General features: G+C 73.9%; 24 protein-coding genes. 13 read left to right on the forward strand and 11 right to left on the reverse strand.

Annotated features, from left to right (window positions below):
- Nucleotides 1-8: 8 nt before the first annotated feature.
- Together ABZ805_RS23190 and ABZ805_RS23195 are read left to right on the forward strand one after the other, a co-directional pair.
- Nucleotides 9-386, forward strand: a complete 378-nt coding sequence (locus ABZ805_RS23190) for a hypothetical protein (RefSeq protein ID WP_358443934.1) — start codon at nucleotides 9-11, stop codon at nucleotides 384-386.
- On the forward strand, nucleotides 383-1672 hold the full coding sequence (locus ABZ805_RS23195) for a hypothetical protein (protein WP_358443936.1): 1290 nt from the start codon (nucleotides 383-385) through the stop codon (nucleotides 1670-1672). Before ABZ805_RS23190 ends, ABZ805_RS23195 begins: the two co-directional genes overlap by 4 nt.
- 12 nt (nucleotides 1673-1684) lie before the next feature.
- On the opposite strand, the gene ABZ805_RS23200 is transcribed toward ABZ805_RS23195, so the two are convergent.
- From ABZ805_RS23200 to ABZ805_RS23215, 4 genes are all read right to left on the reverse strand, one after another.
- Nucleotides 1685-1903, reverse strand: a complete 219-nt coding sequence (locus ABZ805_RS23200; protein WP_358443938.1) for a hypothetical protein — start codon at nucleotides 1901-1903, stop codon at nucleotides 1685-1687.
- Nucleotides 1904-2348: 445 nt separating this feature from the next.
- Nucleotides 2349-3761 carry a xylulokinase gene (xylB, locus tag ABZ805_RS23205; RefSeq protein ID WP_358443940.1) on the reverse strand — a complete coding sequence of 471 codons (1413 nt, stop codon included), beginning with the start codon at nucleotides 3759-3761 and terminating at the stop codon, nucleotides 2349-2351.
- A gap of 83 nt (nucleotides 3762-3844) precedes the next feature.
- Nucleotides 3845-4723 carry an SAM-dependent methyltransferase gene (locus tag ABZ805_RS23210; RefSeq protein WP_358443942.1) on the reverse strand — a complete coding sequence of 293 codons (879 nt, stop codon included), beginning with the start codon at nucleotides 4721-4723 and terminating at the stop codon, nucleotides 3845-3847.
- Between the two features lie 449 nt (nucleotides 4724-5172).
- The gene (locus ABZ805_RS23215) at nucleotides 5173-6015 is read right to left on the reverse strand and encodes a methyltransferase (RefSeq protein WP_358443944.1); all 843 of its coding nucleotides are present in this window, start codon (nucleotides 6013-6015) and stop codon (nucleotides 5173-5175) included.
- 47 nt (nucleotides 6016-6062) lie between these two features.
- Here ABZ805_RS23215 and ABZ805_RS23220 point away from each other — a divergent pair, with 47 nt between their 5' ends.
- The gene (locus ABZ805_RS23220) at nucleotides 6063-6632 is read left to right on the forward strand and encodes an XRE family transcriptional regulator (protein ID WP_358443947.1); all 570 of its coding nucleotides are present in this window, start codon (nucleotides 6063-6065) and stop codon (nucleotides 6630-6632) included.
- 59 nt (nucleotides 6633-6691) lie between these two features.
- Here the strand turns inward: ABZ805_RS23220 and ABZ805_RS23225 are convergent, their stop codons facing one another.
- Both ABZ805_RS23225 and ABZ805_RS23230 read right to left on the reverse strand, forming a co-directional pair.
- Complete coding sequence (locus ABZ805_RS23225) at nucleotides 6692-7861, reverse strand: excalibur calcium-binding domain-containing protein (RefSeq protein ID WP_358443950.1); 1170 nt, start codon at nucleotides 7859-7861, stop codon at nucleotides 6692-6694.
- 290 nt (nucleotides 7862-8151) lie between these two features.
- Nucleotides 8152-9468 carry a hemolysin family protein gene (locus ABZ805_RS23230; RefSeq protein ID WP_358443953.1) on the reverse strand — a complete coding sequence of 439 codons (1317 nt, stop codon included), beginning with the start codon at nucleotides 9466-9468 and terminating at the stop codon, nucleotides 8152-8154.
- 77 nt (nucleotides 9469-9545) lie between these two features.
- On the opposite strand from ABZ805_RS23230, the gene ABZ805_RS23235 reads away from it, so the two are divergent.
- From ABZ805_RS23235 to ABZ805_RS23275, 9 genes are all read left to right on the forward strand, one after another.
- A complete protein-coding gene (locus ABZ805_RS23235; RefSeq protein ID WP_358443956.1) occupies nucleotides 9546-10028 on the forward strand; it encodes a sigma-70 family RNA polymerase sigma factor in 483 nt (160 codons plus the stop codon).
- On the forward strand, nucleotides 10025-10624 hold the full coding sequence (locus ABZ805_RS23240; protein WP_358443959.1) for a methylated-DNA--[protein]-cysteine S-methyltransferase: 600 nt from the start codon (nucleotides 10025-10027) through the stop codon (nucleotides 10622-10624). The genes ABZ805_RS23235 and ABZ805_RS23240 overlap by 4 nt, the downstream gene beginning before the upstream one ends.
- A gap of 326 nt (nucleotides 10625-10950) precedes the next feature.
- Nucleotides 10951-11643 (forward strand): alpha-ketoglutarate-dependent dioxygenase AlkB, encoded by a 693-nt coding sequence (locus tag ABZ805_RS23245; protein ID WP_358443962.1) that lies wholly within the window; start codon nucleotides 10951-10953, stop codon nucleotides 11641-11643.
- On the forward strand, nucleotides 11625-12227 hold the full coding sequence (locus ABZ805_RS23250) for a DNA-3-methyladenine glycosylase I (RefSeq protein ID WP_358443965.1): 603 nt from the start codon (nucleotides 11625-11627) through the stop codon (nucleotides 12225-12227). The genes ABZ805_RS23245 and ABZ805_RS23250 overlap by 19 nt, the downstream gene beginning before the upstream one ends.
- Nucleotides 12224-13060 (forward strand): AlkA N-terminal domain-containing protein, encoded by an 837-nt coding sequence (locus ABZ805_RS23255; RefSeq protein ID WP_358443968.1) that lies wholly within the window; start codon nucleotides 12224-12226, stop codon nucleotides 13058-13060. Before ABZ805_RS23250 ends, ABZ805_RS23255 begins: the two co-directional genes overlap by 4 nt.
- A gap of 324 nt (nucleotides 13061-13384) precedes the next feature.
- Nucleotides 13385-13810, forward strand: coding sequence for a Fur family transcriptional regulator (locus ABZ805_RS23260; RefSeq protein WP_358443971.1), 426 nt, complete (start codon nucleotides 13385-13387; stop codon nucleotides 13808-13810).
- Between the two features lie 22 nt (nucleotides 13811-13832).
- The gene (locus tag ABZ805_RS23265; RefSeq protein WP_358443974.1) at nucleotides 13833-15296 is read left to right on the forward strand and encodes a catalase; all 1464 of its coding nucleotides are present in this window, start codon (nucleotides 13833-13835) and stop codon (nucleotides 15294-15296) included.
- Between the two features lie 77 nt (nucleotides 15297-15373).
- Complete coding sequence (locus ABZ805_RS23270; RefSeq protein WP_358443977.1) at nucleotides 15374-15760, forward strand: ankyrin repeat domain-containing protein; 387 nt, start codon at nucleotides 15374-15376, stop codon at nucleotides 15758-15760.
- A 228-nt stretch (nucleotides 15761-15988) separates the two neighbouring features.
- Complete coding sequence (locus ABZ805_RS23275) at nucleotides 15989-16411, forward strand: pyridoxamine 5'-phosphate oxidase family protein (RefSeq protein ID WP_358443980.1); 423 nt, start codon at nucleotides 15989-15991, stop codon at nucleotides 16409-16411.
- Between the two features lie 7 nt (nucleotides 16412-16418).
- Here the strand turns inward: ABZ805_RS23275 and ABZ805_RS23280 are convergent, their stop codons facing one another.
- A complete protein-coding gene (locus ABZ805_RS23280; RefSeq protein WP_358443982.1) occupies nucleotides 16419-17192 on the reverse strand; it encodes an oxidoreductase in 774 nt (257 codons plus the stop codon).
- A gap of 76 nt (nucleotides 17193-17268) precedes the next feature.
- Between ABZ805_RS23280 and ABZ805_RS23285 the strand changes: the two genes are divergently transcribed.
- Nucleotides 17269-17844 (forward strand): helix-turn-helix domain-containing protein, encoded by a 576-nt coding sequence (locus ABZ805_RS23285; protein WP_358443984.1) that lies wholly within the window; start codon nucleotides 17269-17271, stop codon nucleotides 17842-17844.
- Between the two features lie 72 nt (nucleotides 17845-17916).
- On the opposite strand, the gene cobF is transcribed toward ABZ805_RS23285, so the two are convergent.
- The 4 genes from cobF to ABZ805_RS23305 are packed head-to-tail and all read right to left on the reverse strand — an operon-like array spanning nucleotide 17917 to nucleotide 21863.
- Complete coding sequence (gene cobF / locus ABZ805_RS23290; protein WP_358443987.1) at nucleotides 17917-18696, reverse strand: precorrin-6A synthase (deacetylating); 780 nt, start codon at nucleotides 18694-18696, stop codon at nucleotides 17917-17919.
- 43 nt (nucleotides 18697-18739) lie between these two features.
- Nucleotides 18740-19651, reverse strand: coding sequence for an NAD(P)-dependent oxidoreductase (locus ABZ805_RS23295; protein WP_358443990.1), 912 nt, complete (start codon nucleotides 19649-19651; stop codon nucleotides 18740-18742).
- A complete protein-coding gene (locus ABZ805_RS23300; RefSeq protein WP_358443992.1) occupies nucleotides 19648-20556 on the reverse strand; it encodes a hypothetical protein in 909 nt (302 codons plus the stop codon). Before ABZ805_RS23300 ends, ABZ805_RS23295 begins: the two co-directional genes overlap by 4 nt.
- Nucleotides 20553-21863 carry a PEP-utilizing enzyme gene (locus ABZ805_RS23305; RefSeq protein ID WP_358443995.1) on the reverse strand — a complete coding sequence of 437 codons (1311 nt, stop codon included), beginning with the start codon at nucleotides 21861-21863 and terminating at the stop codon, nucleotides 20553-20555. Before ABZ805_RS23305 ends, ABZ805_RS23300 begins: the two co-directional genes overlap by 4 nt.
- Nucleotides 21864-21937 lie beyond the last annotated feature (74 nt).

Here is a 21937-nt window from a genome sequence, read left to right on the forward strand (position 1 = left end):
CCAGCGCCATGACAACGACCCGGCGACTCATCGGATGCGCGTTGACGGCGGCGGCCCTGCTGCTCTCCGGCTGCGGCGCGCCCGCCCCGCAACCGGCTCCCCCGCCCGCCGGGCAGCAGGTGGCGCCCGTCGTGGTCGACGTCCAGGTCGCCGGCGGCCAGGTGCGCACCGGCACCGACCGCATCCCGGTGCCGCTGGGTGCCCAGGTCCGCTACCAGGTGCGCAGCGACCAGCCGGACGAGGCGCACGTGCACGGCTTCGACGAGGCCGTCGAACTCGCCCCCGGGCTGACCGGGGTCGTCGAGTTCACCGCCGACATGCCCGGCGTGTTCGAAGTGGAGCTGCACCACTCCGGGCTGTCGCTGCCCAGCCTGGAAGTCCGGTGAGCACCGAGTTCCTCGCGCACGGCCTCGGCGGCCGCACCGACCTGCCGCTGAACGGGGCGGCGGCCGTCGTCGGCGGCGCACTCGCCGTCGCGGTGTCGTTCTTCGCGCTGGTCGCGCTGTGGTCGAAGCCGTGGCTGGACCCCGAGGCCGGTCGGCCCGTGCGGTTCCCGGTGCGCCCCGACCGGCTGCTCGGCGCCGCGCGGATCACCGTGCTGCTGCTGGCGGTGTTCGTGGTCGCCGTCGGCGCCGCCGGTCCCGCGGAGACGAACCGGAACCTGGCGCCGTGGGTGCTGTTCGTGACGTTCTGGGTGGGGCTCATCCCGGTGAGCGTGCTGTTCGGGCCGGTGTGGCGGGCGGTGAACCCGCTGCGCACCCTGCTGCGGCTGCTGCGGCTCGGTCGCGCGCCGCGGCCGCTGCCCGCGTGGCTCGGCTACCGGGTGGCGGCCGGGTGGCTGCTGGGCTTCGTGTGGCTGGAACTGGTCGCGCCGAACCGGGCCGATCCGCGGCTGGTGGCCGCGCTGGTCGTCGGCTACGCGGTGGTGAACGTGGCCGCGGCCGCGCGCTACGGCCCGGTGTGGTTCGAGCGCGGCGACGGCTTCGAGGTGTACTCGACGCTGCTGGCCCGGTTCTCCCCGCTGGGCAGGCGCTCCGACGGGACGCCGGTGCTGCGCAATCCGCTGGCCGGGCTGGTGCGCGCCGATCCGGTGCCCGGGCTGGCCGGGCTGGCGTGCGTGCTGATCGGCTCCACCGCGTTCGACGGGTTCACCCGCACCAGCTGGTGGCAGGCGCTGCGCAACGCGGCCGGACTGCCGGACGTGCTGGTGGGCAGCGCCGGGCTGCTGGTGTGCATCGCCGGGGTGTCGTCGCTGTACTTCGGTTCGATGCGGTGGAGCGCGCGGCTGTCCGGCAGCGCCGAGCCGCCGGCCGCCCGGTTCGCCGCGACGCTGCTGCCGATCGCGGTGGGCTACGGGGTGGCGCACTACTTCTCGTTCTTCGTGATCGAGGGGCAGCAGCCGTTCATCCTGGCCGGTGATCCGTTCGGGACCGGGCTGGACCTGTTCGGCTCGGCCGGGAACGTGCCGGACTACTCGGTGCTCTCGCCCGGGGTGGTGGCCATGGTGCAGATCAACGCGATCGTGCTCGGCCACATCGCGAGCACCGCCGCCGCGCACGACCAGGCGCTGCGGTCGTTCGACGCGCGCGGCGCTCGGGTCGGTCAGCTGCCGGTGGTGCTCGCGATGGTGTTCCTGACCGGCGTCGGACTGCTCCTGCTGCTGTCCGGTTAGGACGGCAGCGGATCAGTCGCCGCCGCCACCGCCGCTGTCGCCGCCACCGCCGCCGTCCCCGCCGAAGCCACCGTCGCCACCACCGGGCCCCGAGTCGTGGTGGTGCCCGTGGTGCCCGTTCCAGTCCGAGCTGTAGGAGGGGTCCGACGACCCCGTGTAGCCACCACCGCGGCCGCGCCCACGCCGGCTCGCCACCCCCGCGAGCACCAGCACGACCAGTACGAACAACACCGACACAGCCAAGGCCACGAGCTTCGCCCCACTTCCGTTCCGGTCCGCTTCCCCAGGTCGAGCGGACCGGCCGGAAATTACCAGCGTGCACCGGCGCCGGGACCGAATTCCGGGAAACCGCCCGGAAAGTCCGTTCCGATCAGCGGCCACCGCACCGGCTCCCTCCCGCGCCCACCGGACTTCCGGGGCGAGGCGACCAGCGGGACCGCACCCCCCGACACCGGCTCCCCGCCGAAAACCCCGCCACCGCAACGGATTCCGCCCCGCGCACCACCAGCCCGGCGACACCCGCGGCAGCGGGCCGCCGGTCGTCGCCCTCCGAGCTCCCCGCCGGAATCCCGCCGCGCCGCAACGCGTTCCGCTACCGGTCAGCGCGGGGCGGATCACCCGATCGCTGCAGCGAGTGCTGGTCCGTCCGGGCGCTTTTCGTTGCGGGGCAGGGGGATCAGAAGCCGTGCATGCGTTCGCGGGTGGTGTGGTAGGCGTGGCGGACGGCGTCGCCCTGGTAGGAGTTCGCGGCTTCGCAGCGGCTGGAGCGCAGCTCCCACTCAGGGGGTTCGGCAGCGCCGGACAGCGCCCAGGCGGCCTGCTTCGCGGCGCCGAGCGCCACGTACTCGGCGGCTTCCGGGACGTCCACCGGCACGCCGAACAGGGACGGTGCGATCGCGCGCACCGCGGCCGATTCGCTGGCGCCGCCGATCAGCAGCACGCGCCGCACCTCCACCCCGACGGCGCGCAGCGCGTCGACCCCGTCCGCGAGGCCGCACAACATGCCTTCGACGGCGGCGCGGGCCAGGTTCTGCGGGGTCATGTTGCCGCCGCGGAGGCCGGCGAGCGTGCCGGTGGCGTCCGGCAGGTCCGGGGTGCGTTCCCCTTCCAGGTAAGGCAGCAGGGTGAGCCCGCCAGCGCCCGGCGCCGCCGCCAGCGCCAGCCGGTCCAGCCCGGCGAGGTCGGTGCCGAGCACCGCCGCGGTCCCGCTGAGCACCCGGGCGGCGTTGAGCGTGCACACCAGCGGCAGGAAGCGGCCGGTGGCGTCGCAGAACCCGGCGACCAGCCCGGTCTCGTCCGCGCTGGGGTGCTCGGCGACGGCGAACGCGGTTCCGGAGGTGCCCAGCGACACCACCACGTCACCGGGTCCGGCACCGATGCCGAGCGCGCCCGCCATGTTGTCGCCGGTGCCCGCACCGAGCAGCGCGCCCTCCAGCGGCGCGAATCCGGTGGCACGGCCCGCTGATCCGGCAGGCCCGAGCACGTCGGGCAGCCGCGGAGTCCGGCCGCCCATCGCGGCGGAGAGCAGGTCCGGCAGCCATTCGCCGGTGGCGGGGGCGAAGTAGCCGGTGCCGGAGGCATCACCGCGGTCGGTGCAGGCTCGCTCCGGTCGTCCGGCGAGCAGCCAGGTCAGCCAGTCGTGCGGCAGCAGCACCCGGTCCACCAGGTCGGCGCGGTGCGGTTCGTGCTCGGCCAGCCAGGCCAGCTTGGTGAGGGTGAAGCTCGCGACCGGCACCGAACCGGTGCGGTCGGCGAGCACCCCCGCGCCGTGCTGCTCGACGAGGGCGCGGGCCTGCGGCGCGGAGCGGGTGTCGTTCCACAGCAACGCATCCCGCACCGGGTCACCCGCGGAATCGACGGCGACCATGCCGTGCTGCTGCCCCGCGACGGACACCGCGGCGATCGCACCGGGGGCGTGCGCGGCGGCCTGCTCGATGGCGTCCTGCGCCGCGGTCCACCACGCCCACGGGTCCACTTCGGTGCCGGTGGGGTGCTGGGCTTTGCCCTCGGCCACGACCCGGCCCGTCTCCGCGTCGGCGACCACTGCTTTGGTGGATTGGGTCGAACTGTCGATGCCGAGAACGAACACGGGTCAGCCTCCACCTCAAAGCCCGGTGCAACGTCGGAATCCTGCCAGACCACCGAGTGCGACCGGGGTGCGCGGTGGGGACGTCAGGGTTTGCGCCCGACCCCGCACAGCAGCAGGTTCTGCGCGGGGACGCGGGCGCGCAGCCGCGGCCCGTCCGGCCACCAGTCGAGGGGGCGCACCAGGCCGGGTTCGGTGATCTCGGTGCCGTCGAACAGCGCCGCGATCTCGGCGCGCCCGCGGAACCAGCCGGTGCCGAGCTCGGAGAGCATCAGCTTCTCCAGCTGCGCGGCGGACGCGGCGTGCGCGGGTTCCTCCGGGCTGTGCAGGTGGCTGACGGCGACGTAGGAGCCGGGCGCGAACGCGTCCAGGTAACGCGCCATCACGCGGTGCGGCGACCGGTCGTCCGCGACGTGCTGCAGCGTGGCGCCCTGCAGCATCGCCACCGGGCGGGACAGGTCGATGTTGCGGGCCACGGCGGGCAGCGCCAGCAGCTCTTCCGGCTCGGTGAGGTCGGCGAACGCGAAGTGCGTGTGGTCGTTGTCGACGAGCAGCGCCTGCCCGTGGGAGAAGACCATCGGGTCGTGGTCGGCGTAGACCACGACGGCGTCGGGGTTGGCGCGCTGCGCGACCTGGTGGGTGTTCTCGCCGGTCGGCAGCCCGGAGCCGATGTCGAGGAACTGGTCGATGCCGACGGTGCCCGCCAGGTAGCGCACCACCCGCATCAGCCATTCCCGGTGGTCCTGGGTGGCGACGACGAGGCCGGGCGCGATCTCCAGGGCGGCGTCGACGACGGCCCGGTCCACGGCGTAGTGGTCCTTGCCGCCAAGCAGCGCGTCGAAGCACCGCGCCACGCTGGGGCTGCGGGTGTTGAGCGTCCGGGAGCCGGGTGCCACGGCGGTCGCACCGGCTCCGGCGCGCATCCAGCTGAGACGGGCGGGTTCGACACCGGAACGATCAGGCATCGAGCACCTCACAACCGATCGTGACACTTGCACTGTCACGAATAGTATAAGCACGGCTCGGCTCGTTCCGATCGCCCGGTCGGCGGCCGGATCGCGATCGAACGCTCCCGTTCGTCCGATGGGCCCGCCCCGGCGCGGGCGCCGAGGCCGGCACCCGCATCATGATCGGCTTCGCCGCCCGCCGACACCGCCGCGCGGCCGAACCTCACCCGCGCGGCGCAACCGCCCGCCCACTCCGGAACACCGCCGCGAGGCGGAATCCGCGCAGTGCTCGACTCCGGGTGACGGCGAAGGCCCCGGGTGATCGAACTCGAACGCGCTCTCGGCCCGCACGCGCGGTGATCAGCCGACGTCCGGACGGCGCACCGGGAAACGGATCCGCTCCTCCCGGCCGACCGCGCGGAGCCGGGATCGACCTCCGCCGTCCGCCGCGCACCGGCGGGCGGAGCTCAGGGCCTCCGGGCGGCGAGGAAGGTTCGGGTGGCGCGGACGGTGAGGTCGGTGCGGTTGCGGAGGACGCCGGGACCGTCGCCGTCGAGGAGTTCGCCGAGGGCCGCGATGTCGGCGTCGTCGAGGGACTCGTCGAGGAACGGGCGCGTCCGGCGCAGCGTCACCTCGGCGTAGCGCCGCGCGGCGGCGGGCAGCGGGCCTGGCAGGTCGACGTCGACGGTGCGGTGCGCGGCCACGGTGAAACCGGCCGCGGCCACCTGTTCCGCCCAGTCGGCGCTGATGTGCGGCAGGTGCGCGGCGCGCTTGCGGGCGAGCAGGTCGCGGCAGCGCTCCTCCAGGCCGGGCCGCCCGAATCCGAGGTCGTCGGGCAGGAACCGGGGGAACGAGTCGAGTTCGGCGACCGCGAGCACGCCGCCGGGCCGCAGCGCCGCGAACACCTCGCCGAGGACGCGCGCCGGATCGGCCAGGTGGTGCAGCGACGCGGACGCCCACACCAGGTCGACGGGCGCGTCCAGCGACGGGAACCCGGCGTCGAGGTCGGCGCGCTCGGTGCGCACCCGGCCGGCTTCGCCGCGGGCGGCGGCCTTGGTCGTGAGGTGCGCGAGCACGGGCTCGTCGGCGTCCACGGCGAGCACGGTGGACCGCGCGAACCGCTCCAGCAGGACGAAGGTGCCCGCCCCGGTGCCGCAGCCCAGGTCGAGGATCCGGTGCACCGGCGGGTCGACGAGTCCGGCGAGCTCCCCGGTCAGCTCCGCCAGGTGGTCGTGCATGACCTCGGCGTCGAGGTCGAGCATCTCGAACCGGGCGGTGTCGTCGGTCTTCGGGTGTTCGTGGTGTGCCATGCCGCCAAGGTAGCCGCGGATTGCGCCGATGGCATACTGTTTTGCGCATGACGCAAGACGGTGAGTTGGACGCCCTCGTCCGGCAGCGGATCCGGAGCCTGCGGACCTCGCGCGGCCTGTCCCTCGACGAGCTGGCCGCGCGCTGCTACCTGAGCACCTCCACGCTCAGCCGCATCGAGACCGGGCACCGGCGGATCAGCCTCGACCAGCTGGCACCGCTGGCCCGGGCGCTCGGCACCTCGCTGGACCAGCTGGTCGAATCGGCCACCGACGAGGACGTGGTGATCCGCCCGGAGCGCGATGAGACCCGCGGCATCACGTCCTGGCTGCTCAGCAAGGATTCCGGGCCGCACGGCATGACCGTCGCGAAGATGCGGCTCACCCGGCCGGCTCCGGCGCGCGATTCCGAGCGGCTGGCGGTGCACCCGGGCCACGACTGGTTCACGGTGCTGTCCGGGACGGTGGAGCTGGTGCTCGGCGAGCGCACCATCCTCGTCGAGACCGGGCAGGCCGCGCAGTTCAGCACCATGACCCCGCACGCGGTCGGCGCGCGTGGCGGACCGGCCGAGATCCTGACCATCCTCGATCACGACGGGCAGCGCACCCACCTCACCTGACCGCTCGGCACGGGTGGTCGGACGAGGGTTCCGCGCGATGCCGCCGGGCCGGGTGGTGATCAGGTCTCGCAGGCGACGCCGTCGCCGTCCCGGTCGAGCCCCGGGCGGTATCCCGGATCACCGACGTGCAGCGGCGCTGCGCCCGCGGCCTTCGCGGCCTTGCAGTTCGGGTAGTAGGCGACACCGCCGTCGTCCGCGTTCCCGTCGTCGGCGTCCTCGTCGTCCGACGCGGACGTCGGGCTCGGCGCGGGCTGCGGGTTCGGTCGCGGTTTCGGCTCCGGGTTCGGCTGGGGGTTCGGCTGGGGGCTGGGTTCCGCCGTGGAGCTCTCCCGGGCCGCGCCGCACACCGACCAGGCTCCGACGGCCGCCGACTCCGCGCGCTCGCCCGCCGCGGAGATCTCCGCCCAGCGCAACGCGTTCGGCGGCATGAACTCGGCGGCGGCGGCACCACCGCCCACGAGGTCGGCGTTGACGAACTCACCGCGGTCGTTCCAGAGGTAGCGCAGGTCCAGGCCCTGCGCGTCCTGCGGCTGCACGTCCGCGAGCAGCCAGACCACCGATCCGACGGGGGCGAGCCGGTTCAGCTCCGCGGTGGACTCGTCCCGGAAGCAGTCCGCGATGGGGCGGACGTGCAGCAGCCGGACGTCGCGCGGGGCGGAACCGGGCAGCGCGCCCTCGTCGACAGCGGTGACCCGCAGCCGAGCGCCCTCCTCGACGCTCACCACGACCGCGCGCTGCACCCCCGCCGGAACACCGGCCGGGACCAGCGGGGCGGGCGGGAGCGCCGGAGCCGGTGGCGCGTCCGGGGTGGCCGACGGCGGCGCGGTCGCCGCGGGCTGCGCCTCCGGGTCCGCCACCACCTGGGTCGCCGGCTCGGTGGGCGGCAGCAGCGCGAGCCCCACCACGAACAGGACCGCCCCCGGCGCGATCCGCGCCGCGAACCCGCGGGTGACGGCCCGGTCCCAGCCGTGCGGATGCCGGGCCGCGAACGCACCGGACCAGATGATCAGGCCGATCCCGGTCAGCATCAGGAATCCGAGGGCGGCGTCCCCTCCCGCCGGATCCAGCAGCAGCGCCAGGAACATCGCCGCGTAGCCGCTGCCGAACCGCCACCAGAAATCCTTGCGCACCAACGGATCCCACGTCCGGCGGCGGCGAACCCCCAGCACGACGGCCCAGATCATGACTCCCAGGCCGGTGATGCCCAGGAATGCGACGGCTGTTTCCACGACGAGAACTCCCCCACGGACGACGACGGTGCACCTCGCCGCGCATCCCCCGGGGCGAGATCGAAGCGAACCGTATCGAACCGATCACTCTTCGTGTCCACGGGTGCGGGTGCGGGACGCCCGCGCTCGACCGGAGCGCTCGAACCGATCGAGCCGGGCGGTCGTCGTGCGAACGACGGCAGGTGATCGCCGCGCTCCGCCGCTGTTCGTCGCAGGTCGAATCGCGGGCGCACCGGGGGATTCCCGCTCGTGGTGCCGGCGATCGCCCGGCCGGGTGCGATGCGGTCCGCTCACCGCACGTCGCCCGGTTCGGCACCGGGTTCCGGGGCGGTGGCGGTGATGCGGACGCGGGCGATGCGGCGGCCCTCCACGGCGCGGACCGTGAAGTCGTGGCCCAGGGCGGAGACCGAATCGCCCTCGCGCGGCATCCGGCCGAGGCGGGCGAGGACGAAACCGGCGAGGGTGTCGTACGGGCCTTCCGGCAGCGCGATCCCGGAGCGGTCGGCGACTTCGCTGCGGTGCAGCAGGCCGTCGAGTTCCAGCACGCCTTCGGCGGGCGGCGCGGCGGGGCGCTCGCGCGGGTCGTACTCGTCCCAGATCTCGCCGACGATCTCCTCCACCAGGTCTTCGAGGCTGACGATGCCCGCGGTACCGCCGTACTCGTCGGCGACGACGGCGAGGTGCCCGCCGCCGCGGCCGCGCATCGACGTCAACGCGGCCAGCGCGGGCTTCGTGCCCGGCAAGGTGCTGATCGGCCGGGCCAGCGACCCGACCGTGCGGTGCCCGCCGCCCCGACTCGCCTCGTACAGGTCGCGGACGTGCACGAAACCGATCACGTCGTCCGCGGAACCGTCCCGCAGCACCGGGTAGCGCGAATGCGGCTTGCCCAGCACCTCGTCCACGGCTTCGGCGGCGCCGGTGTCCGCGTCCAAGAAGTCGACCTCGGTGCGCGGCACCATCACCTCGCTCAGCACCCGGTCGCCGACTTCGAAGGCGTCGGTGATGAGGCGGCGCTCCTCGGTGGTGAACTCGTCGCTGGTGCGGACCATGTCCCGCAGCTCCTCCTCCCCCACCTGCTGCTCGTCGGCGCGCGGGTTCACCCCCAGCAGCCGCGCCACCGCGTTCGTCGACACCGACAGCAGCCAGATCATCGGGCGGCACGCGGTCGCCACCGCGTCCAGCACGCCCGCGGACGCCAGCGACACCGCCTCCGGGCGCTGCAGCGCGAGCCGCTTCGGCGCCAGCTCGCCGAACACCAGCGACAGGTACGACACGAACGCGGTCACCAGCAGCAGCGCCACCGTCGCCGCCAACCCCACCGGCAGGCCCCACCCGACCAGCGGTGGTTCCAGCCGCACCGCCAGCGTCGCCCCGCCGTAGCTGGACGCGAAGAAACCGGTGAACGTGACCCCGACCTGCACCGCCGACAGCATCCGGTTCGGATCGGCCTTCAACCGGGCCACGCCCGCGCCTCTCCTGCCCCGGTCCGCCAGCCGGTGCACCTGGCTCTGCCGCAACGACACCAGCGCGATCTCCGCCGCCGCGAAGAACCCGCCGAGCAGGACGAACAGCGAGATCAGCGCCAGGTTCCCGACGACCTCCCCCATCAGCCGATGGTGCCCAGGGGCGGGCAAGAACACCACGCGCCTCACGTTCCGGCACCGCCGGGCGTCTACTGGACGTGATGAGACCGTTCGAGCAGATCGTGGCCGAGCACGGGCCGGTGGTGCTGCGGGTGTGCCGGGCCGTGCTCGGGCCGGTCGACGCCGAGGACGCCTGGTCCGAGACGTTCCTCGCCGCCCTGCGCGCCTACCCCGAGCTGGACGAGGGCGCGAACGTGCAGGCGTGGCTGGTGACCATCGCGCACCGGAAGGCCATCGACGCCACCCGCGCCCGGGCCCGCCGGCCGAGCCCCGTGGAGCAGGTCCCGGAACGGCCCGCGCCGCGCGGCCGGCCCGAGGACTGGGACGGCGACCTGTGGGACGCGCTGGCCGCACTGCCCGACAAGCAGCGCACCGCCGTCGCCTACCACCACCTCGCAGGCCTGCCCTACGCGGACGTCGCAGCCATCACCGGCGGCAGCACCGACGCGGCCCGCCGCGCCGCCGCCGACGGAATCCGGGCGCTGCGCAGCAGCTACCCGGCATCGGGAGGAGGAGCACCATGACATCCGACGGGTTGTTCGACGCGCTGCCCGCCGCCGACGCGGGCACCCTCGCCCGGCTGCACGACCGCGTCGTCACCGCGGCCGCCGCGGGCGGGCTGCTCGACGTCGCCTACCGGACCGTGCCCAGCCCCGTCGGGGAGCTGCTGCTCGCGGCCACCGCCGACGGGCTCGTCCGGGTCGCGTTCGGCGGAACCGAGGAGGTGCTGGGGGCGTTGGCCGAGCGCATCAGCCCCCGGGTGCTGCACGCGCCCGGCAGGCTCGACGACGCGGCCCGGCAGCTCGACGAGTACTTCGCCGGGCGTCGCACCTCGTTCGAGCTCGCGCTGGACCGGCGGTTGTCCCGCGGCTTCCGGCGCACCGTGCTCGCACGGCTCGCCGAGGTCGAGTACGGGCGCACCGCCAGCTACGCGCAGCTCGCCGCCGCCGCGGGCAGCCCGCGGGCGGTGCGGGCGGTCGGCACGGCCTGCGCGACGAACCCGCTGCCGATCGTGGTGCCGTGCCACCGGGTGGTGCGCTCCGACGGCGGCGCGGGCGGCTACGTGGGCGGGGCGGCGGCGAAGCGGACCCTCCTCGACCTCGAAAACCGGTCGGAGTGAACGGACCGCTCGTCCGATCCAACCAGGACAATAGCGACCGACCGTTCGCTAACGGCCGCGCCCGGCGGCCCGAGCGACCGTTCGTCCGCCCCAGCCGGGCACAACGGTCCACCCACCCCCACCCCAATTTCAGCACCAACGGGAGTGAACGTCCCGTCTGTCCGATCTAGTTGAACGAAAGGTCCGTTCACTCGAACCGGACGTTCGTGCACGACCGGACTTGGTGGGGTGAACGGCCCGTTCGTCCGGTAGAGCTGGACGAACGGTCCGTTCACTCCGCGGGGTTGGTGGCGGGTGGGTTCCGCCGGGGAGGAGGATCGGCTGCGATGGGTGCACCGCTGTTCTCGCTGCCGCCGCGGGTCGTCGCGCCGGGTGCGGTGCACGTGCCGGGCTGGCTGGGGCTGGAGCGGCAGCGGGAGCTGGTCGCGGCGTGCCGGGAGTGGGCGCGCGGCCCGGTGCCGATGCGGGCGGCGCGGCTGCCGAGCGGGCACCGGATGTCGGTGCGCACGGTGTGCCTGGGCTGGCACTGGTACCCGTACGCCTACAGCCGCACCGCCGACGACGCCGGCGGCGCGCGGGTCGCACCGTTCCCGGACCGGCTGGGCGAGCTGGGCCGCGAGGCGCTGGCCGCGGCGTACGGCCCGGGAGCGGCCGACGACTACCGCCCGGACACGGCGCTCATCAACTTCTACGACGAGCAGGCCAAGATGGGCATGCACCAGGACAAGGACGAGCTCTCCCGGGAACCGGTGGTGTCGTTGAGCATCGGCGACACCTGCGTGTTCCGGTTCGGCAATCCCGAATCCCGTGGCCACCCCTACACCGACGTGGAGCTGTCGTCGGGGGACCTGTTCGTGTTCGGCGGCCCGTCGCGGCTGGCGTACCACGGTGTTCCGGCGGTGCGCCCGGGCACGGCGGACCCGGCGTGCGGTATGCGCGCGGGTCGCCTCAACATCACCTTGCGGGTCACCGGAATGGCCCCGGAACGCGGAGGCGGAGCGTGCGCGAGCAGGACCTGATCGTCGGGGCGGACGGGTTGGCGCGTCCACCGTGGGCCGCGGCCGATCCGCTGCTGCGGGAGTACTACGACACCGAGTGGGGCCTGCCGGTGCGCGGCGAGCAGCCGCTGTTCGAGCGGATCTCGCTGGAGGCGTTCCAGGCGGGCCTGTCGTGGGCGACGATCCTGCGCAAGCGCCCGGCGTTCCGGAAGGCGTTCGACGATTTCGACCCGGACCGGGTGGCGGCCTACTCGGAGGAGGACGTGGCGCGGCTGCTGACCGATACCGGGATCGTGCGCAACCAGGCGAAGGTGCGGGCGACGATCGGGAACGCGCAGGCCGCGGTGGCACTGCGCGCGGAAGAGGGGCTGGACGCGTTCGTGTGGTCGTTCCGCCCGGAGCGGACGCCGCGCCCGCGCACGATGAGCGAGGTCCCGACCACTTCCCCGGAGTCGGTGGCGCTGTCGAAGGCGTTGCGCCGCAAGGGTTTCCGCTTCGTGGGCCCGACGACGATGTTCGCGCTGATGGAGGCGGTGGGCATGGTGGACACGCACCTGCTGGGCAGCCACCGCCGGGGCTCGTCGGGGTTGTGGCCGGAGTCGTGACGCTGCGGCTCCCGGTCCGCGGCCCGTTCGCGGTGGACGCGGCGCTGGCGGCGTCGGCCGCGCACGCAGTGCCGGGCCTGGAGCGGGTGGACCGCGCGCGGCGGTGCGTGGTGCGCCTGCTGCCGCTGCCGGGTGGTCCCGTCGAGGTGTCGGTGCGGTTGGCGGCGGATCACGTGGCGGTGTCCGGCGAGTTCGGCGGCGCGGCGGACGAGGTGGCGGCGCTGGTGCGGCACTGGCTGGGCCTGGATGCGGATGTGGCGCGGATCGACGCGGCGCTGGCGGCCGATCCGCTGCTCGGGCCGCTGGTGGCGGCGCGGCCGGGGTTGCGGGTGCTGAGCTATCCAGACGGCTTCGAGGGCGCGGTGTCGACGGTGCTGGGCCAGCAGGTGAGCCTGGCCGCGGCGCGCACGTTCACGGCCCGGCTGCTGACCGCGTACGGCGCTCCGCGGCCGGGCGGGCTGCTCGCGTTCCCGGACCCGGAGGCGCTGGCGGCGGTGCCCCTGGAGGAGCTGCGCGCGGCGGTGGGCGTGCCGCGCTCGCGCGCCCGCACGGTGCTGGCGCTGGCCGCGGCGGCCGCGGACGGGTTGCCGCTGGGCCCGGGCGCGGAGGTGCGGCGGGAGCTGGCGGCGCTGCCGGGGGTGGGGCCGTGGACGGTGGAGTACCTGGCGCTGCGCGCGTTCGGCGACGGGGATGCGTTCCCGTCGGGTGATCTGGTGCTGCGGCGGGCGATGGGCGCGGAGTCGGCGGCGGCCGCGGTGCGGCGGGCTCGGGCGTGGTCACCGCACCGGGCGCACGCGGTGTTCCACCTGTGGACGGAGGCCGCGTACCGGTGAGAGCGCCGGCGGCCGCACGCCGCTGCGCGTCCGGGCGATCCGGCGTTCGCGGCGCCGAGTTCCCGGCGTCCAGCCGGACTCCGCGGCAGCGCGGCGAGGCGCACCTCCGGGTGTTCGAGCCCCCGCTCCGCTCCGCGGGCGCCCGGCGACCGGAGCGCTGCGGGTCGGCGTGCGGCTGAGAGATCGTGGAACCCGCCCGGGTGAACCAGCCGCGCCGGAATGCCGCAGAAGGCCCTCGCCACCTGCGAAGACGTGATCTTCCCGCCGCCACGCCACACCCTCGCTAAACTTGACTAATTCCAGAAAAGCTGGTTGTCTCGGGTCATGCCGGTCATCGACGCCACCGCGCTCCTGCGCGACGCCTCGCTGCGCGTGACGCGCCCGCGAGTGGCGGTGCTGTCGATGGTCGCGAACCACCCCCACTCGGACACCGACTCGATCGCGACCGCGGTCCGCCGCGAACTCGGTTCGGTGTCCACCCAAGCCGTCTACGACGTGCTGCGCGCGTTGACCGACGCGGGCCTGGTGCGGCGGATCGAACCGGCGGGCTCCCCCGCCCGGTTCGAGACCCGCGTGGGGGACGACCACCACCACCTGGTGTGCCGCGGCTGCGGCGGCATCACCGACGTGCGCGGTGCGGTCGGCGCGGCGCCCTGCCTCGACGTCCGCGACTCGCGGGGCTTCACCCTCGAGCGGACCGAGGTGACCTACTGGGGCACCTGCCCGGCCTGCCGCGCGCGAACCGAATGAATCCCGAACACAGGAGCCGATCTTGCCGGAGAACAACCAGAAGCCGTTGACGACCGCCGCGGGCGCGCCGGTTCCGGACAACCAGAACTCCATGACCGCCGGTGCCCGCGGCCCGATGCTGCTGCAGGACGTGTGGTTCCTGGAGAAGCTGGCCCACTTCGACCGCGAGGTCATCCCCGAACGCCGCATGCACGCCAAGGGCTCCGGCGCGTTCGGCACGTTCACCGTCACGAACGACATCACCCGCTACACCTCGGCGAGCATCTTCTCCGAGGTCGGCAAGAAGACCGAGATGTTCGCCCGGTTCTCCACCGTGGCCGGTGAGCGCGGTGCCGCCGACGCCGAGCGCGACATCCGCGGCTTCGCGCTGAAGTTCTACACCGACCAGGGCAACTGGGACCTCGTCGGCAACAACACCCCGGTGTTCTTCTTCCGCGACCCGCTGAAGTTCCCCGACCTGAACCACGCGGTGAAGCGCGACCCGCGCACCAACATGCGCAACGCCGAGAACAACTGGGACTTCTGGACCAACCTCCCCGAGGCGCTGCACCAGGTCACCATCGTCATGTCGGAGCGCGGCATCCCCGCGTCGTACCGCCACATGCACGGCTTCGGCTCGCACACCTACAGCCTGATCAACGCCGAGGGCGAGCGGTTCTGGGTGAAGTTCCACCACCGCACCCAGCAGGGCATCAAGAACCTCACCGACGCCGAGGCCGAGGCCCTCGTCGGCAAGGACCGCGAGTCGCACCAGCGCGACCTGTTCGACTCGATCGAGAACGGCGACTTCCCGAAGTGGAAGCTGTACGTGCAGGTCATGCCGGAGGCCGACGCCGAGGGCTACCGGTTCCACCCGTTCGACCTGACCAAGGTGTGGTCCAAGAAGGACTACCCGCTGATCGAGGTCGGCGAGTGGGAGCTCAACCGCAACCCGGAGAACTACCACGCCGACGTGGAGCAGGCCGCGTTCACGCCCGCGAACCTGGTGCCCGGCATCAGCTACTCGCCGGACAAGATGCTGCAGGGCCGGCTGTTCTCCTACGGTGACGCGCAGCGCTACCGCCTCGGCGTGAACCACCACCAGATCCCGGTCAACGCGCCGCGGATTCCGGTGAACTCGTACCACCGCGACGGTGCGATGCGCGTCGACGGCAACCAGGGCGCCACCCCCGGCATCGAGCCGAACTCGTACGGCCGCTGGCAGGAGCAGCCCGCCTACCGCGAGCCGCAGCAGGCCGTGGGTGCCGTCGCCGACCGGTTCAACTACCGCGAGGACGACGACAACTACTTCGAGCAGCCCGGGAACCTGTTCCGGAACATGACCGCGGAGCAGCAGCAGGTCCTGTTCGAGAACACCGCCCGCGCCATCGACGGTGCCTCGCAGGCCACCATCGAGCGGCACATCCACAACTGCACGCAGGCCGACCCCGCCTACGGCGAGGGCGTCCGCAAGGCAGTGGAGGCCCTGGCGGCCGGCAACCTCTGAGTCAGACCGGATTCCCCGGCGTGGCGCGCGATTCCGCGTGCCGCGCCGGGGTTTCTCTTCCGTTGGGGAGGATTTCCATGGGCGAGGGCAAGCTCACCCCGGAGCAGACCGAGCGGGTCGTGGCGATCGCGATGGACCTGGCCCGGGAGGGCGACACCGCGCAGCTGGTGGAGTTCGTGGCGCACGGGCTGCCGGTGGACGTGGCCGACGCGGACGCGAACACGCTGCTGATGCTCGCCGCCTACCACGGGCACGCCACCACGGTCCGCGCGCTGCTGGACCGCGGTGCGGACCCGGACCGGCGCAACGCGCGGGACCAGTCACCGATCGCGGGCGCGCTGTTCAAGGGCGCCGACGAGGTGGTGGCGGTGCTGCGGGAGGCGGGTGCCGACCTGGACGCGGGCACTCCGACGGCGCGGGACGCCGCGGTGCTGTTCGGCAGGCAGCACCTCATCGCCGACTGACGACAAGGCTCTTCCCTGTCAGCGGCGAAGCCGATGAGCGGCGACCCGGCGAGCAACCGGCACCGCCGCGGGTTCTCAGCGCCCTCCTCGCGAGGACGGCGTTTCGCATGTGGCGGAGAGCCACCTGTGCAAACGATCCCGCAGCGAGGAGGGCGCCGAGGTTCCGCCGCCCCACCCCCGAGCAGCGGGAGTCGAGCATCGGTCGGGGGTCGCGGCTAGCGTCGGCGCATGACTCTTTCCCAGCAGGAACGCGAAAACTTCCTTGCCGAACCGCACACCGGTTCCCTCGCGGTGGTGGAGGGTTCCGGCCGCGCACCGCTGGTGGTGCCGATCTGGTACCACTACGAACCCGGCGGCGAGCTGTGGATCAACACCGGGGCGGACACCCGCAAGACCCGCGCGATCCGGGCCGCCGGTCGGTTCAGCATGCTGGCGCAGCGCACCGAACCGACCGTCCGCTACGTCTCGGTGGAGGGTCCGGTGCTCGCGATCGAGCCGGGGTCGGCGGAGTCCTCCCGGGTGATGGCCGCCCGGTACCTGGCGCCGGACAAGGTCGACGCGTTCGTCGAGTTCGAGCGGACGCAGCTCGGCGAGCACGTGGTGATCCGGATGCGCCCCGAGCGCTGGCTGTCCGCGGACCTGGGCGCCTGAGCCGGGTTCACACGGCGGCGATGATGCCGCCGTCCACCCGGTATTCGGCGCCGGTGAGCCACTTCGCGCGCTCCGAGGCGAGGAAGGCGATCAGCTCGGCCGCGTCCTCCGGGTCGCCGGGGCGGCCCATCGGCATGTTCAGCCGGCCCGCGATCCGCCGCTGCATCTCGCGGAGCTCGACGCCCTGTTCGTCGGCCATCTCCTGGTGGTGCGCGACGGCGCCTTCGGTGGCGACGAAGCCGGGCAGCACCCGCAGCACGCGCACGCCGCTCTCCCCCACTTCTTCGGCGAGGCCGCGGCTGTAGGCGTTGAGCGCGGCCTTCGCCGCCGCGTAGGACAGGTCGCCGCGCTGCGGCAGCCTGCTCGCGATCGAGGAGACGTGCAGCACGACGCCGGAGCCGCGTTCGACCATGCCGGGCACCAGGGCGCGGTCGAGCCGGACGGCGCTGAGCAGGTTGATGTCGAGGTCGAAGCGCCAGGACCGGTCGGCGCGGTCCAGCGCGGTGGCCCAGCCGCTGGTGGCGCCCGCGTTGGAGACCAGCACGTCCACTCCGCCGACCGCATCGAGCACCCGTTCGCCGAGGTCGGCGACGCCTTCGGCGGTGGCGAGGTCGGCCCGCAGGAACGTGCCGGGGACGTCGTCCGGGGGCGCGCTGCGCGAGGCGGTGAGCACTCGGGCGCCGGCGGCGGCGAAGCGGCGCGCGATGGCGACGCCGAGGCCGCGGCTGGCGCCGGTGATGAGCACGCGCCGTCCGGCGAGTCCTTCGTCCGGGATCGTCATGCGATGCACCTCCAGTAAAGTGAACCAGACTCACCATATAACCGGAGTGGGACTCACTTTATTCGGAGGTCGTCCGTTGCCCACGTCACGCCCGCTGCGCGCCGACGCCCGCCGCAACCGGGAAGCCCTGCTCACGACCGCGCGGGAGGCGTTCCTGGCCGGCGAGGACATCGGGGTGGACGAGATCGCCCGCCGGGCCGGAGTCGCGGTCGGCACCCTCTACCGCCACTTCGACACCCGCGAAGAGTTGATCGCCGAGATCTACCGGCAGGCCCTCGACGAGCTGTGCGCCGAACCGGACGCGCTGCTCGCACGGCACGCGCCGGACCGGGCGCTGCGCGAATTCCTGGACCTGCTCGTCGAGCACGCCGCCACCAGCAGGGGCATGTCCTTCGCGCTGGAGAGCGTGCTGGCGACCGATTCGGCCGTGTTCGCCGACTCGCGGCGGCGGATGGCCGACTGCCTCGACGCGCTGCTCCGAGCGGGTGCGGCGGCCGGGACGATCCGCGGCGACGTGGACGGGTGGACGGTGCTGCGGGCGCTCGGCGGGGTGTGCGGGATGCGCGCCACCGAGGGCTGGCGGGACGAGGCGGCGCAGATCGTCGCCCTGCTCTTCGACGGCCTCCGCTACGGGGCGACCACGGCCCGATAGCCACTGGCGCGGCGGGGACGAGTGGGCCCGCTGCTCAGGTGGCGACCCCCGGCAGGGCGGGGGCGAAGCGGGTCAGGCCGGTGGGCGCAGCAGGCAGCTGTCCATGATCCAGCCGTGCCGTTCCCGGGCGTCGGCGCGCACCTCGGCGATGCGGTCGGCGACCTCGTCGAGCGGCCCGGCGACCGAGAGCTCGTCGGGCGTGCCCACGTAGGCGCCCCAGTGGATCCACCAGCCGCCGCCGCGCCGCGCGTCGATCGCCGCGGGCACGTCCAGCATCACCAGGGTGTCCTCGGGCAGGTCCGGCCGGTCCACCCCGGGCCTGCCGGTGGTGATCCGCACCGGGCGGCCCACCCGGGTCCAGGTGGTGCCGTGGTGCGCGGCGAGCGCGGAGATGCTGCTGATGCCGGGGATCACCTCGCAGGTGACCTCGGCACCGGCGGCGCGGATCTCGTCGAGGACGTCGAGGGTGCTGTCGTAGAGCGCCGGATCGCCCCACACCAGGAACGCGCCGGTCTCCCCCGGCGCCAATTCCTCGTGCACGACCCGCGTCCACCGCTCCGCGCGGCGCCGCCGCCAGTCGTCGACCTGGGCGCGGTACTCGTCGGTGCCGGTGGTGGTGCTGTCGCGCGGCGGGTCGGGCACGGCGACGGTGCGGGCGGCGTCCGCGGCGTGCGCGCGCAGGATCTCGGCGCGCACCTGCAACAGCCGCTCGGTGCGCTTCCCCTTGTCCGGCAGGAAGAACACGTCGGTGCGACCGATCGCGTCGACCGCTTCGAGGGTCAGGTGCCGCGGGTCGCCCGCACCGATCCCGATGGCGATGAGGTGCCGGGCACCCGCCGACGTTCCGCTCACGACGACCTCCCGTAGTCCGGTGCTCCGGCCCCATCCTCCCCGGTCAGCCGGGACGGTCCTCGGCGAGGTGCGCGCGGTACCAGGCGAGGGAGCGGGCGAAGCCGACCTCGAACGGGGTCGGCTCGCGGCCGGTGTCGCGCCAGGCGGCGGTGGAGTCGAAGTACCGGTCGCAGGCCAGCAGCGACAGCTGGTCGGCGGCCCCGGGCAGCCGCTGCACCGCCTCCCGGTAGGACATGTCCCGCTGCGGTGCGGGAACGCCGAGGTCCGCGACGATCCGGTCGACCAGCGCGCGGACCGGCACCGGCCGCGGGTGGTCCACGTGCAGCACCCGGCCGGGCGGGGCGGCGCGCACGGCGAGCGTCGCGATGAGCTCGGCGAGGTCGTCCACCCACACCATGCCGAGCCGGGGCCGGGCTCCCTCGATCGTGCTGCCGGTCGCGGCGAGCAGCCGGGCGAGGCCGGGCACCACCCAGCGGTCCCCTTCGCCGTACACGAAGTAGGGACGCACGACGGTGCCGCCCGCGGCGAGCACCGCGTTCTCCCCGGCGAGCCGGGTCTCGCTGGTCACCGACTCGGGACGGGGCAGCACCTGGTCCTCGGCGGGCCCGCGGTGCTCGCCGCGGCCGTAGACGGCTGCGGTGCCGAGCTGGACGAAGCGGCGCACGCCCGCACTGCGCGCTTCCGCCAGCAACGCCCGCGCGCCCGCGTCGTTCACGGCCCGGCAGGTGTCCGGGTCGGAGCCGACGGCGGCGGCCAGGTGCACCACCGCGTCCACGCCGTCGCAGCTCCCGCGCAGCGAAGCCGGATCGGCCAGGTCGCCCGCGACCTGCTCGTCGTCGCCGCCGGTGCGGCGGTGGTGCATCAGGGTGCGCAGCCGCACCCCGCGCGCGTGCAGCGCCCGGCGGGTCGCCGCGCCGACGAACCCGGTCGCGCCCGTCACCAGCAGTTCCGTCATGCCCAGCTCACCACCGCTGCCTGGCACACCAGTGCCGCGTACCACCCGAGGACGAAGGTCATCGCCAGCCCGGCGGGCCAGGCGCGGCCGCCGCCGAAGAACCGCCGCGCCCCGATGCCGGGCAGCACCAGCGCGCAGTACGGCAGCCACCGCACCAGGTCGGCGGCACCGCCCCACTCCCACGGCCGGAACAGCACGACCGCGGAGGCGGCGGCCAGCGCCGGGGCCGCCAGCACCAGCACCGCGGCGCCGACCGGCCCGACCGCGTTCGAGTACATCCGCGCCTGCGCCGGGGCGGTCCAGGCCGTCTTGCGGGCGAACTCGAAGTGCAGGAACACGCAGGAGAAGCAGCCGATCAGCCCGATCGCCACCGGGCCGAGCCCGCCGGTGACCGAGAGGCACACGTACGCGCTCAGCAGCACCTGCACCGGATAGGTGATCGCGAGGTTCGGGAACAGCGCGTCCCGCAGCCACGCCGATCGGCGCTCCAGCACCACCAGCAGCAGCGCGTAGCCCAGGTCCAGCACCAGCACCGCCACCGAGACCGGCGCGACCAGCGCGTTCGCCACCACCAGCAGCACGGCGAACAGCAGCATCCAGCGCCGCAGCTCGGCCGCGGTGATGGAGCCGCGCACCAGCGGCCGGCCCGGGTCGTGCTCCCGGTCGTAGTCGAGGTCCTTCTGCTCGTCGACCATCCGCAGGTACAGCAGCACCAGCCCGACCGAGCAGATCCGCACCGCCGTCCCCGCCGAAGGAGCCCACCGGCCGTCGGTGACGACGGCGAGCGAGCCCTCCAGCGCGAGCACCCACAGCACCGCGTACGTGCCGTAGACCTTCGGCGGGAACACGTCCAGCACGAACCGGCCCAGCCGCGCACCGGCCGCGGGGGCGGCGATCGTGGTCACGACGGCACCTCCAGCACGGTGACCTCCCCGGACGCGCCGTCGAGGGCGATCCGCGCCCCGTCCGGGATGGCGGTGGTGGCGCCGCGCAGCGACACCACGGTGGGGATGCCGAACTTGCGGCCGGTGATCGCGGTGTGCGACAGCATGGTGCCGCGTTCCACGACGATGCCCTTCGCGGTGAGCATCAGGAACAGCCAGCCGGGGTCGGTCTCGCGGGCGATGAGGATCATGTCCTCGCCGGGCTCGACGGGGTCGCGCGGGTCGAGCACGATCCGCGCGGTGCCTTCGACGCGACCGCTGCTGGAGCCGAGACCGCGCAGTTCTCCCCCGCTGCCGTCGGTGGTGGCTCGCACGGCGCCGAGGGACGTGGTGACGCCGCCGAGGGTACTGAACCGCTCGGGCAGTTCCGGCGCGTCCTGCTCGAATTCGGCCTTGCGGACGGCGGCGACGGCGCCGAGGTCGCGGGTGACGCCGCTGCCGTCGAAGTAGCCGAACACCTCGTCCTCGGTCAGGTGCACCACGTCGGCGGCGGAGCGCAGCACGCCCTGCGCGGCGAGGTCGGCGCCCAGCGAGTGGAAGATCGTCTTGGCCAGGCCGAACAGTTCGCTGCGGCAGTAGCGCGAGTTCTCCCGGTGCCGCACGCTGCGGCGCAGCTTCCCGAGCAGCCGCTGCAGCACGGCGAGCTTCGGGGAGCGGGCGCCGAGGGCCGCGGTGAGCTGCCGCTCGGCGTCGGCGCGGATGCGCTCCTCCCGCTCGACGAAGGTGGCCCGGTCCAGGTCGGCGCGGGCGTAGTCGGCGACCATGCGCAGCAGTTCGCCGGGTTGGGCGCGCAGCGTGGGCTGTTCGACCTTCAGGTCCTGCACGCTGCGGTCCCCGTAGCGGTGCAAGTGTTCCCGCACGGCGGCGCGGAAACCGTCCCCGTGCCGTCCACCGTCCACTTCGGACCACACGTGTGCGGCGGGCCTGGCGTCCATCGCGGCGAGGAATTCCGGTCGTGCGCGGGCGAGTTCGGCGAGGCCGACGGCGGAGAGCACGGCGGCTTCGCTGCGGTTGCGCTCACCGCCGCACAGCAGGTCGTTGAGCACGCCCTCATCCAGCCCCGGCGCCCACTTCGCGAGCAGCCCGCGGACGGCGCCGGTGGTGGCCGACAGCACCGAGTCGTTGATCAGCGTGACGCCCCAGTGCGCGCCGACCTCCCGCCACACGGCGCGGAAATCGGCGATCCGGGCCAGCGGGTCCCGCTGCGACCAGTCCACCGCGCGGCGCGGCGCGATCAGCCCTTCCCACCAGGTCTCGAACTCGCGCATGGCCCGGTCGTGGGGGGGGCGCGCCCCCCCCCGCCCCGCCCGAGGCGCGCCGCGCCCACCGTCCCAACAGATCG

This window comes from Saccharopolyspora sp. NPDC047091 (assembly GCF_040643635.1).
Classification (GTDB): Bacteria; Actinomycetota; Actinomycetes; order Mycobacteriales; family Pseudonocardiaceae; genus Saccharopolyspora_C.

What these genes read in the sequence shown, in the direction of transcription:
- ABZ805_RS23190 (WP_358443934.1), top strand. Translation starts at nt 9, where the DNA reads ATGACAACGACCCGGCGACTCATCGGATGCGCGTTGACGGCGGCGGCC.
- ABZ805_RS23210 (WP_358443942.1), bottom strand. Translation starts at nt 4,723, where the DNA reads ATGCCTGATCGTTCCGGTGTCGAACCCGCCCGTCTCAGCTGGATGCGC.
- ABZ805_RS23215 (WP_358443944.1), bottom strand. Translation starts at nt 6,015, where the DNA reads ATGGCACACCACGAACACCCGAAGACCGACGACACCGCCCGGTTCGAG.
- ABZ805_RS23220 (WP_358443947.1), top strand. Translation starts at nt 6,063, where the DNA reads ATGACGCAAGACGGTGAGTTGGACGCCCTCGTCCGGCAGCGGATCCGG.
- ABZ805_RS23230 (WP_358443953.1), bottom strand. Translation starts at nt 9,468, where the DNA reads ATGGGGGAGGTCGTCGGGAACCTGGCGCTGATCTCGCTGTTCGTCCTG.
- ABZ805_RS23235 (WP_358443956.1), top strand. Translation starts at nt 9,546, where the DNA reads ATGAGACCGTTCGAGCAGATCGTGGCCGAGCACGGGCCGGTGGTGCTG.
- ABZ805_RS23240 (WP_358443959.1), top strand. Translation starts at nt 10,025, where the DNA reads ATGACATCCGACGGGTTGTTCGACGCGCTGCCCGCCGCCGACGCGGGC.
- ABZ805_RS23245 (WP_358443962.1), top strand. Translation starts at nt 10,951, where the DNA reads ATGGGTGCACCGCTGTTCTCGCTGCCGCCGCGGGTCGTCGCGCCGGGT.
- ABZ805_RS23260 (WP_358443971.1), top strand. Translation starts at nt 13,385, where the DNA reads ATGCCGGTCATCGACGCCACCGCGCTCCTGCGCGACGCCTCGCTGCGC.
- ABZ805_RS23270 (WP_358443977.1), top strand. Translation starts at nt 15,374, where the DNA reads ATGGGCGAGGGCAAGCTCACCCCGGAGCAGACCGAGCGGGTCGTGGCG.
- ABZ805_RS23275 (WP_358443980.1), top strand. Translation starts at nt 15,989, where the DNA reads ATGACTCTTTCCCAGCAGGAACGCGAAAACTTCCTTGCCGAACCGCAC.
- ABZ805_RS23280 (WP_358443982.1), bottom strand. Translation starts at nt 17,192, where the DNA reads ATGACGATCCCGGACGAAGGACTCGCCGGACGGCGCGTGCTCATCACC.
- ABZ805_RS23295 (WP_358443990.1), bottom strand. Translation starts at nt 19,651, where the DNA reads ATGACGGAACTGCTGGTGACGGGCGCGACCGGGTTCGTCGGCGCGGCG.
- ABZ805_RS23305 (WP_358443995.1), bottom strand. Translation starts at nt 21,863, where the DNA reads ATGCGCGAGTTCGAGACCTGGTGGGAAGGGCTGATCGCGCCGCGCCGC.